The organism is Photobacterium aphoticum, from assembly GCF_001029435.1.
GTDB lineage: Bacteria > Pseudomonadota > Gammaproteobacteria > Enterobacterales > Vibrionaceae > Photobacterium > Photobacterium aphoticum.
The window spans coordinates 14,157-27,696 of the sequence record NZ_LDOV01000043.1; the positions used below are offsets into that span (position 1 = coordinate 14,157).

The window sequence follows — 13,540 nt, forward strand, 5'->3', positions numbered from 1 at the left end:
TATAAAGATCTTTTTTATGGTAACGAAGTAACGCGGAAGCGTGAAACCATCAATTTATTTACTGAGTGAGCCGATTGTTATGCATATCCATATTCTAGGTATTTGCGGCACATTTATGGGCGGTGCGGCGATCCTTGCCCGACAGCTGGGCCATAAAGTCACAGGTTGTGATGCCAACGTTTATCCCCCAATGAGTACCTTACTAGAGTCTCAAGGTATTGAAATTATTCAGGGATACGATCCATCTCAGTTGGATCCTGCGCCGGATTTGGTGGTGGTCGGTAACGCCATGAGCCGTGGTAACCCGTGTGTGGAATATGTGTTGAACCACAATCTTCGCTACACCTCAGGCCCGCAATGGCTACAAGAGTTTCTGCTCCATGATCGCTGGGTATTGGCGGTGGCAGGGACTCACGGCAAAACAACAACAGCCAGTATGCTGGCTTGGATCTTAGAAGATTGCGGTTATCAGCCGGGCTTCTTGGTCGGCGGCGTGCTGGGCAACTTTGGTGTGTCGGCTCGACTGGGTGAAAGCATGTTCTTCGTGGTGGAAGCCGACGAATATGACAGTGCTTTTTTTGACAAGCGTTCAAAGTTTGTCCATTACCACCCACGCACTCTGATCATGAATAACCTGGAATTTGACCACGCAGATATCTTTGATGACTTAAAAGCCATTCAGCGTCAGTTCCATCATCTCGTTCGCACTGTGCCGGGCAATGGCCGTATTTTCGCCCCTAAAGGTGTGCCGGCGATTGATCAGACCTTGGACATGGGCTGTTGGAGTGAGCTGGAATACATCGGCGATGATGGTCATTGGCTGGCGAAAAAATGTGATGAGGCCGGTAGCCGTTTCGATGTCTTCTTGGATGGTAATGCCGTTGGCACTGTCGATTGGGCATTGATTGGCGATCACAATGTCAATAACGCGTTAATGGCGATTGCGGCTGCCCGCCATGTGGGCGTGACACCGGATCTGGCGTGTGAGGCGTTAGCCGGTTTTATCAATACCAAGCGTCGTCTGGAGCTGAAAGGCGAGCAGCACGGTGTGCGTGTGTATGATGATTTTGCCCACCACCCAACGGCAGTGGAATTAACGCTGGGCGGGTTACGTGCCAAAGTGGGCGAATCACGCATTCTTGCGGTGCTTGAGCCGCGCTCTAACACCATGAAATTGGGCGTGCACAAAGCGGATCTGGCCCCTGCTTTGGCGGCCGCCGATGAAGTGTTTATCTACCAGCCGGACAACATTCCTTGGTCGGTGGATGAGATCGCTAAACATTGTACGCAGCCGGCGCAGACCGATGCGGATCTGGATGCGCTGGTGGCCAAGATTGTTGCGGCCGCTCAACCGGGTGACAACATTCTGGTGATGAGTAACGGTGGCTTTGGTGGTATTCACGGTAAATTGTTGACGGCACTGGAGGCAAAGAGTGAGTGCTGATCGCAACACATCCTCTGTGGGTGATAAGCGTATCACGCTGGCATGGACGGGGGCGTCCGGTGCGCCTTATGGTCTGCGTTTGCTGGAGTGTCTGCTCGCGGCTGATTATCAGGTGTATCTGTTGATCTCCTCGGCAGCACGGGTGGTGTTGGCCACCGAACACGGCCTGAAGTTACCGTCGGGGCCGGAGGCAGCGCAACAGGCACTTATCGCTCATCTAGGGTGTGAGAACGGTCAGCTGATCGTGTGTGGCAAAGAAGATTGGTTCTCGCCGGTGGCCTCGGGCTCTGCCGCGCCCAAGCAGATGGTCGTTTGTCCTTGTTCTGCGGGTACCTTGGCTTCGGTGGCACACGGGATGTCCGATAACTTGCTGGAACGCGCTGCCGATGTGGTGATGAAAGAGCGTGGGCAGTTGTTGATGGTCGTACGGGAAACGCCTTTCTCTACGTTGCACTTGGAGAATATGTTGAAGCTCTCCAAAATGGGCGTGACCATCATGCCGGCCGCACCGGGTTTTTATCATCAGCCTCAGTCAATTGAAGACTTGGTGGATTTTATGGTGGCAAGGATCCTCGATCACCTTGGCGTATCCCAAGGCTTAGTGCCGCGCTGGGGATATGATCACCGCCAATAGGCCATCTAGCGCGACATAATCTATACCGAACATGACATTAAACAGCCCGCAGTGATGCGGGCTTTTTTGTGTGTGGTGTGGGCGTATCGTGACGGTGTGTGTTCAGTCGTTGTCGTCATCCTCTTCTTGCGAGGACGGTTTAATGACCAAGACGTTGATGGGGGAGTTCTCGACCACTTTCGCCGTGACAGACCCCAGCAGGACTTGGTCGAGGGTGGAACGTTGGTGGCTGGGCATGATGATCAGATCGGCGCCCAGACGGTTTGCATACTCAACAATGGTGGTCCAGATTTTCCCTTCGCACACACATTGGTGATGCACAATTTCCGGCGGAATGTGCTCATCGGCAAAGGCTTTGAGTTGTTGCTGGGTATCTTGCAGCATCTGGCGGGCGGCATCTTTGGGAAAGTAACTGGAGACCATCGCCAGATGCACCCCCGGTAACACCATGAGCAGGTGGATGGTCGCGTTGGTGTGTTTGGCTTGCCACACCGCCATGGCGACCGCCTTATCCGCAAACCCAGGCTCATTGAGATCGACAGGCACTAACAGTTGTCTATACATAATGTTGGCGCTCCTTGAGAGGAAGAGGCTACGTATAGTGTATATCTCCCTGCGTAAACGTGCCGTCTCTCTTGCGTGATGGGCGAGTCATGACACTGTAAGGGAAGCTCATCATGAAAAAGGCCCTTTGCATGAAAGGGCCTGTGGTTTAGGTTGGAAGGATGTCTCGTGAGCGTTGGAGCGGCTAGAGATGGCCCGCCAGACGCGCCCGTCGTCGTTGGTTCCAGCCCAATGCTGCCAAGATCATTAAGGTCGGTACAAAGACCCACTCTTTCATTGGCCGTGCGGCGGGCAGACTGACCGTGGTGATCTCCCAGTCAAAATCAATCCCGGCTTGTTCGGCAGGGCTGTCAAACTCAACCATATCAACCAGCATCTTCTCACCGTCTTGACGCAGCATCAGGCCGGTGGAGGCGATGCGCTCTTCGGGCGTGATAGCGGTTTCATCAAAGGGCAGGCGCACGTGTTTACTGATCATTTTGCCGGCTAAGTTTTCTCCGCGCACTTGTAAGGCCAGTGGTTCACCGATGGTGAGTTTATCCGCCGCATCGCTGATCAATACCCCTGGCATGTCATGTACGGGCGGGTAGATCTTGTCCCACCAAAAGCCCGGCCGGAACAGGGTAAAGGTGATCAGCAGCAGGGCCATGACTTCCCACCATTTGGTCTTGGTGAACCACCACCCTTGTGTGGCTGCTGAGAAGGTCAGCATGGCAATGATTGCCGAGATGACCGTCAGCATCAGGTGCCACCAAGAATCGATATTCATCATCAGTAACTGGGTGTTAAAGATGAACATGAACGGCAGGATCGCGGTACGAATATCGTAGGTGAATCCCTGAATACCGGTACGGATCGGATCGCTCTTGGCAATCGCAGCTGCCGCAAAGGCCGCGAGGCCAACCGGTGGTGTATCATCAGCCAGGATCCCGAAGTAAAACACAAACAGGTGTACGGCAATTAAAGGAATGATAAGGCCATGTTGGGCGCCAAGGGTGACGATGACCGGTGCCATCAAGGTCGAGACCACGATGTAGTTAGCGGTGGTCGGTAAGCCCATGCCGAGGATCAGACTGATCAGCGCGGTAAAGAGCAACATCAGCAGGATATTCCCGCCGGAGATGAACTCGACAAATTCGGTCATCACCAGGCCGATCCCTGTCAGGGTGACCACGCCCACCACGATACCGGCAGCGGCTGTCGCAACCCCGATGCCGATCATGTTACGTGCGCCTGAGACCAGACTTTCCAGCAAATCGATCACGCCGACTTTTGTCGCTTGTCCCAACGACATTTCTTGGTTGAAGAAGGCCATGAGCGGGCGTTGGGTCAGCAAAATGAAAATCATGAACACGGTCGCCCAGAAGGCAGACAGACCCGGTGAAAAGCGTTCAACGGTCAAACACCACACCAAGACCACGATCGGCAGAAGGAAGTACAAACCGGACTTGATGGTCGGGCCGGGATCGGGCACCGAGGTGATGTCGGCATTGGGATCTTCCAGTGTATGATCTTGATAGTTGGCCGAGATCTTCACCAGGATCACATAGGCGATAAAGATCACGGCAGCAATCATCGGGGTGGCCGCCGCGCCGAAGACATCTTTGGTCCAGCCAACCCCGTAGTAAATCACGGCACTCAGTACCAGTAAGCCGACAATGGTGCTGGCAAACGAGAGTAGGCTTTGTGCCAGTGTGGGCTTGTAATGGCGCGCTAACCCCTGCATACCCGCTTTACAGGCTTCAAGGTGGACAATGTAGATCAGGGCGATATAGGAGATCAGCGCCGGTAGCAGGGCGGCTTTGATCACTTCGACATAAGAGATCCCGACGTATTCCACCATCAGGAAAGCGGCGGCGCCCATGATCGGTGGCGTGAGCTGGCCATTGGTGGAGGCGGCGACTTCCACCGCCCCGGCTTTGGTGCCCGGAAAGCCGACTTTTTTCATCAGCGGAATGGTAAAGGTGCCGGTGGTCACCACGTTGGCAATGGAAGAGCCCGACACTAAACCGGATAAGCCAGAAGCCACAACCGCTGCTTTGGCCGGGCCGCCGCGCATATGCCCAAGCAAAGAAAAGGCCACTTTAATGAAATACGCCCCGGCGCCCGCCCGTTCCAGCATGGCACCAAACAGCACGAACAGGAACACAAAGGAGGTCGACACCCCCACGGCAATCCCAAACACCCCTTCGGTGGTGAGCCATAAATGTGACATTGCCTTGTTCAGGCTGGCCCCTTTGTGGGCTATTACATCGGGCATGTGCGGACCGCCAAAGGTGTACAGCAGGAAGACGGCGGCAACCACCATCAATGGCGGGCCTAAGGCGCGGCGGGTGGCTTCGAGTAGCAGTACCATACCGGTGACGGCCACATAAATATCGGTGGGGGTTGGCGCGCCGGAGCGACCGGCTAACTCGGTGTAAAACACATAGAGGTAAGCCGCAGAAAAGCTGCCGGCAAAGGCGAGGATCCAATCGAGCAGGGGGATCCTATCGCGGGGTGAGCGTTTTAAGGCCGGATAGGCGGTAAACGCAAGAAAGACGGCAAAGGCTAAATGGATTGAGCGGGCTTCAGTATCATTGAGGACCGCAACATTGAATATAAATGGCAGGGGAGAGGCATACCAGAGTTGAAACAGTGACCAGCAGAGGGGCACAACCCAAAGTATCCGTCCAGCCAGTCCTCGTGGGCTTCGTGCCCCTGTATCGGCCTGTGCCACCATATCTTGCACGTCTGTCGACGAGGGCGATGTCTTCGTCATGCATAATCCTTCTTTGATGGACGAGGGAAGTGGGTGTTATGTGGGGGAGGAAAATACGCATGCGCCACAGAGCGGGCGCATGCGTGAGTACGGTGTGTGAGCGCAGTATTACTTGAGGTAACCGGCTTCTTTGTAGTATTTCACCGCGCCCGGATGCAGCGGAATAGACAGGCCATTTTTCACCATGTCTTCCGGCTTCAGGTTGGCAAAGGCAGGGTGCAGGCGTTTGAAGGTATCAAAGTTTTCAAACACCGACTTCACCAGCGCGTAGACTACGTCATCCGGTACATTGGTGGAAGACACCAGTGTTGCCGCCACACCAAAGCTGTTGACGTCATCGGTGGTGCCTTTGTACATCCCCCCCGGTACGGTGCTCTTGGCGTAATACGGGTTATCCGCCACGATCTTATCAATGGCTGAGCCTGTGGCTGGGATCAGCTTGGCATCACAAGAGGTGGTGGCTTCTTTGATGGATCCATTGGGATGGCCGACCACATACACAAAGGCATCAATTTTGTTATCACACAGGGCTTGTGAGCGCTCAGAGCCTTTCAGTTCTGAGGTGAGTTTGAAGTCTTTGTTGGTCCAGCCTAATGCATCCATGACCACGCCCATCGTGGCACGATCGCCGGAGCCCGGGTTACCAATGTTGACGCGTTTCCCTTTCAGGTCTTCTACGCCTTTAATGCCAGAATCGGTACGGGCGATGATGTTGAAGGGCTCGGTATGAAGTGAGAACACGGCACGCATTTCTTTATACGGCCCCTGTTTTTCAAATTTGCTGGTGCCGTTGTAGCCATGGTATTGCCAGTCAGACTGCACCACGCCAAAGTCGAGTTCGCCAGCACGCATGGTGTTGACGTTATAGATAGAGCCGCCGGTGGATTCCACCGAACAACGTACGTTGTGGGTTTTACGATCTTTGTTGACGAGCTTACAAATGGCGCCGCCGGTTGGGTAATAGACCCCTGTGACTGAGCCAGTACCAATGGTGATGAAGTTCTGCGCGCTAGCGGTGCCTGCGGTCATCATCGCCGCCGCGAGTGCGCTGACGGTCACAAATTGCTTTAATGCCATAGTGGTCCCTTCCTGATTGTTGTTATTCCCAAAGCCTGTGTGCGGGTACATCACACGCTTAACTACCAAGGTAGTACACATTTCAGCAAAGCAAGATGATACCAAAAATAAGCGACAAGTTTAAAAGTTTGTTAACGATTAATGGGCAGGACAGGAAAAAAGCAAAGAGTGGTTAACGTGCCAGATAAAGTGATTTTTTAGTCAAATCAGAGGGTTGTTGTCTTGGTGGAGGAGAATAAAAGATTGTTTTATTGTGATCGTTCTCTCACTAATACCAGACAGCCGCACACAAGGGAGTGAGATCTGTCTGGTATCAATGCGCCAGTAGATAATTATTTACTGTAGTCAAATAATTCACACACGGCGTCGTACAACTCTTCGGTGGAAATGCTGTTGGTTGGGGTGATGAAAATAGTGTCATCGCCGGCCACGACACCCAAGATCCCTTCGGCTTTGCCCAATGAATCCAATAGACGTGCAATCACTTGTGCCGCACCCGGACCGGTGTGGATCACAACCAATGCGCTGTTGTAACCGATTTCCATCACCAGCTCTTTCAGTGGGCTGCTGGTGGTCGGTACACCGAGCTCAACAGGTAGGCAGTACACCATCTCCATTTTCGCGTTACGGGTACGTACCGCGCCGAATTTGGTCAGCATGCGCGAGACTTTAGATTGGTTGATGTTATCGAACCCCTGGGCCTTCAACGCATCGACAATTTCGCCTTGAGAGCTGAATTTTTCTTCTTTAAGAATGGCTTTGAACGCTTTTACTAAACGTTCTTGTTTATCTGAACTTCGCATAAGTAAATTTCATGTACAGGGACGAGGGCTGTATTCTGGCAAACCTTTGGCCTGCAAGCAAACGGTGTTCCGGTAAACTGGTGCATGTGTCACCCTAATCGCGTGCTTAAATGCATAAATATGATCTTTTAGACAAGTCGTAAAATGGCGGTCGGTCAAGTTTGCAGCAACAAATGTTATACAGATGTAGCACATTTTATTCATAGTCATGCGTAATCTCTCAAAGCGAGCGGCATTTTATTGTATTTGGATGTCCCTTCCTATAACGTTTGCTTTACTGCTGATACGAAATCATTGATTTAAATTAATAGTGATTTCATATGATTAGGTCTGAAAATTATATACTTCTATCGTAAAGGAGAACGAACATGAAAGTTGCTGTAATTGGTGCGGCTGGTGGTATTGGTCAGGCGTTAGCATTGCTGCTGAAAAACCGCCTGCCTGCTGGCTCTGATCTGGCGCTGTATGACATTGCCCCAGTAACACCGGGTGTAGCGGCTGATCTTAGCCATATCCCAACCCCTGTATCGATCAAAGGTTACGCGGGTGAAGATCCAACACCGGCACTGGAAGGTGCGGATGTCGTTTTGATCTCTGCTGGTGTGGCGCGCAAGCCAGGCATGGATCGCGCGGATCTATTTAACGTGAACGCAGGTATCGTGAAATCACTGGCTGAAAAAATTGCCGTGGTTTGTCCAAAAGCGTGTGTGGGTATCATCACCAACCCTGTGAATACCACCGTTGCGATTGCGGCTGACGTACTGAAGAAAGCGGGCGTATACGATAAGCGTAAGCTGTTTGGTGTGACAACACTGGACGTGATCCGCTCTGAAACCTTCGTGGCTGAGCTGAAAGATTTGGATCCGGGTCAGGTACGTGTGCCTGTGATCGGCGGTCACTCAGGTGTGACGATTCTGCCATTGCTGTCTCAGGTCGAAGGCGTTGAGTTCACGCAAGAAGAAATCGATGCACTGACTCCACGTATCCAGAACGCGGGTACCGAAGTGGTAGAAGCGAAGGCCGGTGGCGGCTCTGCAACACTGTCTATGGGTCAGGCGGCGTGTCGCTTTGGTTTGTCTCTGGTACGTGCACTACAGGGCGAAGCTGGCCTGGTTGAGTGTGCATACGTAGAAGGTGACGGCAAGCACGCGCGTTTCTTCGCACAGCCAGTACTACTGGGTAAAGAAGGTGTGGAAGAAGTGATGGATTACGGCAAGCTCAGTGCTTATGAGCAAGCGGCACTGGACAGCATGCTAGATACTCTGCACGACGATATCGTCAAAGGCGAAGAGTTTGCGGTGAAGTAATCACACATTTTTGTCTGAACAATGAGAAGCGGCCGATGGGCCGCTTTTTTTATAGTTGTTGATCACCAGCGATATTGTCATCGCGATAGGGCGATTGTCGCCGTTTAATCGCTGCTGCTTAATAATAATGATCACAACCCGTATGCAACTGTGGCTGCTCATCCAGATCATCACAATGGACGTTTACCCGGCGGTGATCGTGGCGTTTTTCAATGATCGCGGTGTTGTGATCGTGATCGACTTCAACCACTTCGGCGATCCCTTGTTGGTGCTCAACCCACATTCCCGGTTTTAGATCTTTGGCTTGCATGATTACCTCCCGTGAAGATCCTAATGATCGTCGCTCTTTATCTGTTGCGCTTTTGGCCGTGCTTTTAAATAAAAGGGGCTTTTATAAAGTGTAACGGGCTTTGTCATTCTGTCAGGGAACGGAAGGGCGGAAGGAAAAGATCAAAGCGGGAAGGATTAAAACGGGTGGGATCAAAAAAGCCTGCGCAGTGGCAGGCTTTTCGTCGGTATACGGATTGCTGGCGTGTATTACAGCCGTAAGCGGCTTACTTGTTGCGATGTACGGCCAAGTGTGCCAAGGCAATCAATGCGGCCTTGTAATCGCTCTCAGGCAGTATTGCCAGACTTGCAATGGCTTTCTCCGCTTCTTCTTCAGCACGAGTTTGGGTGTAGGTTAGTGAGCCCACTTCGTGCATACAAGCCAGAATCGGCTCTAGCTTGTCTAAACCGTTACCTTGCTCAATCGCTTCGCGGATCATCGCTTGTTGTTCGGCATTACCGTGTGCCATGGCGTGCAGCAGTGGCAGGGTAGGCTTGCCTTCTGCCAGATCATCACCCACGTTTTTGCCCATTTCTTCGCCGTCTGCGGTGTAATCCATGACATCGTCAATCAGCTGGAAAGCGGTGCCCAGGTAGCGACCGTAGTCCTGCAGCGCGGTTTCCACTTCCTGTGGGGCTTCAACCAGGATCGCGGCGATCTGGGTCGCGGCTTCAAACAGACGTGCCGTCTTTGAATAGATCACCTGCATGTAGCTGGCTTCAGTGGTATTAGGATCGTTGCAGTTCATTAATTGCTGCACTTCCCCTTCGGCGATCACGTTCACCGCTTCACTCATGATGTCGAGGATCTTTAAAGATCGTAGGCTCGTCATCATCTGGAATGAGCGGGTGTAGATGTAGTCACCGACCAGTACGCTGGCCGCGTTGCCAAACATGGCATTGGCGGTGGCTTTACCGCGACGCATGTCTGATTCATCGACCACGTCATCGTGCAGCAGGGTCGCCGTGTGAGTAAACTCGATAAAGGCCGCTGCGGTGGTGTGTTTATCACCCTCGTAGCCCAGCGCACGCGCTGCCAAAACAGCAAGCATAGGACGTAGGCGTTTGCCTCCGCCGCTGACAATGTAGAAACCGAGTTGATTGATGAGGGCAACGTCTGAGTTCAGTTGCGCCAGTATCTTCGCGTCAACCGCTGCCATGTCACTGGCAGTGAGCGCTTGGATAGCTTTGAAATCCATTGTACATCCAGCAAAAATAGTGCGCCGTTAGTCGGCGGAATTTTAAGCGAGCTGGCTGAGCATCAAACATCAGGCTAAAGTGACCTGATGGCACCAAGGCCATCCCGCAACCTAGGGCACACAAGGCGTGCGCAAGGATTGCCAAGGGAAAGGGGCGCCTGAATTTGTTAATCAGCAGCTAAAATTAATTATCGAATATTACACTAAAAGACCGCAATCTTCATAACCTCGATTGTGTTTAAATCAGTGAGTTTTATTCCTGAACAGCTTTTCACCAATTTTCTTTGCACAATCGCTTGCCAGAAGCTCCGTTTTCACGTAACATTCGCGCCCTATTGATGACAAGATTAAGCGCATACCCATTGCCCAAAATTTACGTGGCGAATGGCCTATGCGGACAAGCGGAGTAAGACATGTACGCTGTTTTCCAAAGTGGTGGTAAACAACACCGTGTAAGCGAAGGCCAGACCCTACGCTTAGAAAAACTAGACGCTGAAACTGGCGCTAGCATTGAATTCGACTCAGTACTTCTAGTAGCTAACGGCGAAGAAGTAACTGTAGGCGCACCTTTCGTAGCTGGCGGTAAAGTAACTGCTGAAGTAGTTACTCACGGTCGTGGCGATAAAGTTAAAATCGTTAAGTTCCGTCGTCGTAAGCACTCTCGTAAGCAAGCGGGCCACCGTCAGTGGTTCACTGAAGTCAAAATTACTGGCATCAGCGCTTAATAACAGGAGAATTTAAAGATGGCACACAAAAAAGCTGGCGGTTCTACTCGTAACGGCCGTGATTCAGAAAGCAAACGCCTTGGTGTTAAGCGTTTCGGTGGCGAATCTGTACTAGCAGGTAACATCATCGTACGTCAGCGTGGTACTAAGTTCCACGCTGGTAACAACGTAGGTTGCGGTAAAGACCACACTCTATTCGCTCTAACTGACGGTAAAGTTAAGTTTGAAGTGAAAGGTCCTAAGAACCGTAAATTCATTTCTATCGAAGCTGAGTAATATCAGTCTCGACATGAATGATAAAGCCCTGCCTATTGGCGGGGCTTTTTGTTATTGGAGGCACTATGCCACAACAGAGTCCCCTGCAGGGGATGGCGCTGGCATTGCTGACTGCGGTTTTCTGGGGTGCACTGCCGATTGCGATGAAGCAAGCGGTAGAAGTCATGGATCCCTTTACCATCGTTTGGTACCGTTTTGTCGCCGCCTCGCTAGGGCTTGGCCTGTGGCTGAGCTACCGTCGCCAATTACCGTCAGTCAGCGCCCTGGGCGTCTCTGGCGCGGCGATCATGCTGGTGGCCAGTCTGGGTCTTGCCGGCAACTTTGTCCTGTTTAACAGCGCGCTGGAGTTTTTGAATCCACCGGTGGTGCAGGTCATTATTCAGCTAGCCCCTGTGATGCTGCTGCTGGCCAGTGTGGTGTTCTTTAAGGAATCCCTCGGCCTGCATCAGAAGATCGGTGTGGTTGGCCTGCTGTCGGGTTTATTGTTGTTCTTTAATGAACGCCTGGCAGAGTTATTTACCAGCCTCAATGGGTATACCACAGGCGTGTTGCTGGCAGTGCTGGCAGCAGTGGTATGGGTGGTCTACGCCCTGGCCCAGAAAAGCATGCTAAAACGCTACTCATCGCCGCAGATCCTGCTGATGATCTATGTGATCTGTGCAGTGATGCTGACACCGTTGGCGACACCGAGTCAGATCCAAATGATGGATCCGCGTCAATTGGGTATGCTGCTGTTCTGCTGTATCAACACATTAGTGGGATACGGTGCGTTTGCCGAAGCCATGGCGCGTTGGCAGGCGTCGCAAGTGAGCGCGGTGATCACCTTAACACCTCTGTTCACAATTATTTTTGTTGATATTGCCAGCCTGATTTGGCCGGCCTTTGTGGATCCTGTGGCATTGAATACCTTAGGTTACGCAGGGGCAATGGTTGTCGTTGGCAGTGCCATGTTCAGTGCGATTGGTCAGCGTTTGTTGCGTAAGTAACAACGATCGCAGGATCGGCCAAGGCGGATTCTGCGGGAAAGGCCAGATAAGCACGACATTTGGTTGTACAATAGGTTAATAGCGTTGGGTGGTGTTGGTCGCCTGACGGAAAGTTTTAACGCCACAGTGCGGAGAAAGAGATGAAGTTTGTAGATGAAGCGGTAATTCGCGTTGACGCCGGTGATGGCGGTAACGGTACAGTAAGCTTCCGTCGTGAAAAGTATGTCCCTAAAGGGGGCCCAGACGGCGGTGACGGTGGTGACGGTGGTGACGTATACCTACTGGCTGATGAAAACCTTAATACCCTGATCGACTACCGCTTTGAACGATTCCATGCTGCGCAGCGTGGCGAAAACGGCCGTGGTGGTAACTGTACCGGTAAACGTGGTGAAGACTGCGTATTGTCTGTGCCTGTGGGTACCCGTGCAGTGGATGAAGAAACCGGTGAAATCATTGCTGACTTGACCGAGCACGGTATGAAGATCATGGTGGCCAAAGGTGGTTTCCACGGTCTGGGTAACACCCGTTTCAAATCGTCAGTGAACCGTGCCCCGCGTCAGAAGACAATGGGTACCAAAGGCGAAGTGCGTCATCTGCGTCTTGAGCTGCTGTTGCTGGCGGACGTGGGTATGCTGGGCTTGCCGAATGCGGGTAAATCAACCTTTATTCGTGCTGTGTCTGCGGCGAAGCCAAAAGTGGCGGACTATCCGTTCACTACCTTGGTGCCAAGCCTGGGTGTGGTACGTGTCGACAGCGATCGTAGCTTCGTGGTTGCCGATATTCCGGGTCTGATCGAAGGCGCGGCAGACGGTGCAGGCCTGGGTATTCGCTTCCTGAAACACCTTGAGCGTTGTCGTGTCCTACTACACATGATCGATTTGATGCCGGCAGATGAGTCGGATCCGATTGAAAATGCGTTCACTATCCTGAACGAGCTGGACAAGTACAGCGACAAGCTGGCAAACAAACCACGTTGGATCGTCTTCAACAAAGTGGATCTGATGCCAGAAGAAGAAGCGCAAGCGAAAATCGACGAAGTGCTGGATGCCCTAGCATGGGAAGGCGATTACTACTGCATTTCTGCGCTGAACCGTGCCGGTACCAAAGAGCTGACTTACGATCTGATGAAGCAGATTGAGTCGATGCCTGCTGTTGTCTACGAAGACGATGAAGCCGAGACAGAGACGAAGAAAGTCGAGTTCAAGTGGGATGATTACCACGAGCAGCAAGTGAAGAAATCGTCGTCGGTTGATGATGATGACGATGACTGGGATGACTGGAACGAAGACGACTACGATGTAGAGATCATCTACAAGCCGTAAGTTGCGCATGACATCCAGTAAGACCTGCAAGAAAAGCCGCCATTAGCGCGGCTTTTTTTGTGTCTAATCAAGCCCAATCCCGTTATTTTGTATGATAATTCACCGTCGGTGAGAT

At 52.1% G+C, this 13,540-nt stretch carries 13 protein-coding genes; 7 read left to right on the top strand and 6 right to left on the bottom strand.

Annotated elements, in window-relative coordinates; genetic code table 11:
* The first annotated feature begins 79 nt into the window (after window positions 1-79).
* Both mpl and ABT58_RS20815 read left to right on the top strand, forming a co-directional pair.
* Window positions 80-1,444: a UDP-N-acetylmuramate:L-alanyl-gamma-D-glutamyl-meso-diaminopimelate ligase gene (mpl, locus tag ABT58_RS20810; protein WP_047876371.1), complete on the top strand. Its 1,365-nt coding sequence runs from the start codon at window positions 80-82 to the stop codon at window positions 1,442-1,444.
* Window positions 1,445-1,460: 16 nt separating this feature from the next.
* Entirely contained in the window at window positions 1,461-2,078 is a 618-nt protein-coding gene (locus ABT58_RS20815; protein WP_047876409.1) for a flavin prenyltransferase UbiX, read from the top strand.
* A gap of 102 nt (window positions 2,079-2,180) precedes the next feature.
* Here the strand turns inward: ABT58_RS20815 and ABT58_RS20820 are convergent, their stop codons facing one another.
* From ABT58_RS20820 to argR, 4 genes are all read right to left on the bottom strand, one after another.
* Window positions 2,181-2,642: a universal stress protein gene (locus tag ABT58_RS20820; protein WP_047876372.1), complete on the bottom strand. Its 462-nt coding sequence runs from the start codon at window positions 2,640-2,642 to the stop codon at window positions 2,181-2,183.
* Between the two features lie 184 nt (window positions 2,643-2,826).
* Window positions 2,827-5,403, bottom strand: coding sequence for a TRAP transporter permease (locus tag ABT58_RS20825; RefSeq protein WP_047876373.1), 2,577 nt, complete (start codon window positions 5,401-5,403; stop codon window positions 2,827-2,829).
* A 108-nt stretch (window positions 5,404-5,511) separates the two neighbouring features.
* On the bottom strand, window positions 5,512-6,480 hold the full coding sequence (locus tag ABT58_RS20830) for a TAXI family TRAP transporter solute-binding subunit (protein WP_047876374.1): 969 nt from the start codon (window positions 6,478-6,480) through the stop codon (window positions 5,512-5,514).
* Between the two features lie 332 nt (window positions 6,481-6,812).
* Window positions 6,813-7,283, bottom strand: coding sequence for a transcriptional regulator ArgR (gene argR / locus ABT58_RS20835; protein WP_047876375.1), 471 nt, complete (start codon window positions 7,281-7,283; stop codon window positions 6,813-6,815).
* A gap of 368 nt (window positions 7,284-7,651) precedes the next feature.
* On the opposite strand from argR, the gene mdh reads away from it, so the two are divergent.
* Window positions 7,652-8,590 carry a malate dehydrogenase gene (gene mdh / locus ABT58_RS20840; protein ID WP_047876376.1) on the top strand — a complete coding sequence of 313 codons (939 nt, stop codon included), beginning with the start codon at window positions 7,652-7,654 and terminating at the stop codon, window positions 8,588-8,590.
* A 118-nt stretch (window positions 8,591-8,708) separates the two neighbouring features.
* Here mdh and ABT58_RS20845 read toward each other — a convergent pair whose 3' ends face one another.
* The gene (locus tag ABT58_RS20845; protein ID WP_047876377.1) at window positions 8,709-8,900 is read right to left on the bottom strand and encodes a hypothetical protein; all 192 of its coding nucleotides are present in this window, start codon (window positions 8,898-8,900) and stop codon (window positions 8,709-8,711) included.
* 244 nt (window positions 8,901-9,144) lie between these two features.
* The gene (gene ispB / locus ABT58_RS20850; protein WP_047876378.1) at window positions 9,145-10,116 is read right to left on the bottom strand and encodes an octaprenyl diphosphate synthase; all 972 of its coding nucleotides are present in this window, start codon (window positions 10,114-10,116) and stop codon (window positions 9,145-9,147) included.
* Window positions 10,117-10,529: 413 nt separating this feature from the next.
* Here ispB and rplU point away from each other — a divergent pair, with 413 nt between their 5' ends.
* The 4 genes from rplU to cgtA all read left to right on the top strand — a co-directional run bounded on the left by rplU (window position 10,530) and on the right by cgtA (window position 13,425).
* The gene (rplU, locus tag ABT58_RS20855) at window positions 10,530-10,841 is read left to right on the top strand and encodes a 50S ribosomal protein L21 (protein ID WP_039456406.1); all 312 of its coding nucleotides are present in this window, start codon (window positions 10,530-10,532) and stop codon (window positions 10,839-10,841) included.
* 18 nt (window positions 10,842-10,859) lie between these two features.
* Window positions 10,860-11,117, top strand: a complete 258-nt coding sequence (rpmA, locus tag ABT58_RS20860) for a 50S ribosomal protein L27 (RefSeq protein WP_047876379.1) — start codon at window positions 10,860-10,862, stop codon at window positions 11,115-11,117.
* A gap of 65 nt (window positions 11,118-11,182) precedes the next feature.
* Window positions 11,183-12,103 carry a DMT family transporter gene (locus tag ABT58_RS20865; protein ID WP_047876380.1) on the top strand — a complete coding sequence of 307 codons (921 nt, stop codon included), beginning with the start codon at window positions 11,183-11,185 and terminating at the stop codon, window positions 12,101-12,103.
* 140 nt (window positions 12,104-12,243) lie between these two features.
* Window positions 12,244-13,425, top strand: coding sequence for an Obg family GTPase CgtA (cgtA, locus tag ABT58_RS20870; protein WP_047876381.1), 1,182 nt, complete (start codon window positions 12,244-12,246; stop codon window positions 13,423-13,425).
* The last annotated feature ends 115 nt before the right edge of the window (window positions 13,426-13,540 follow it).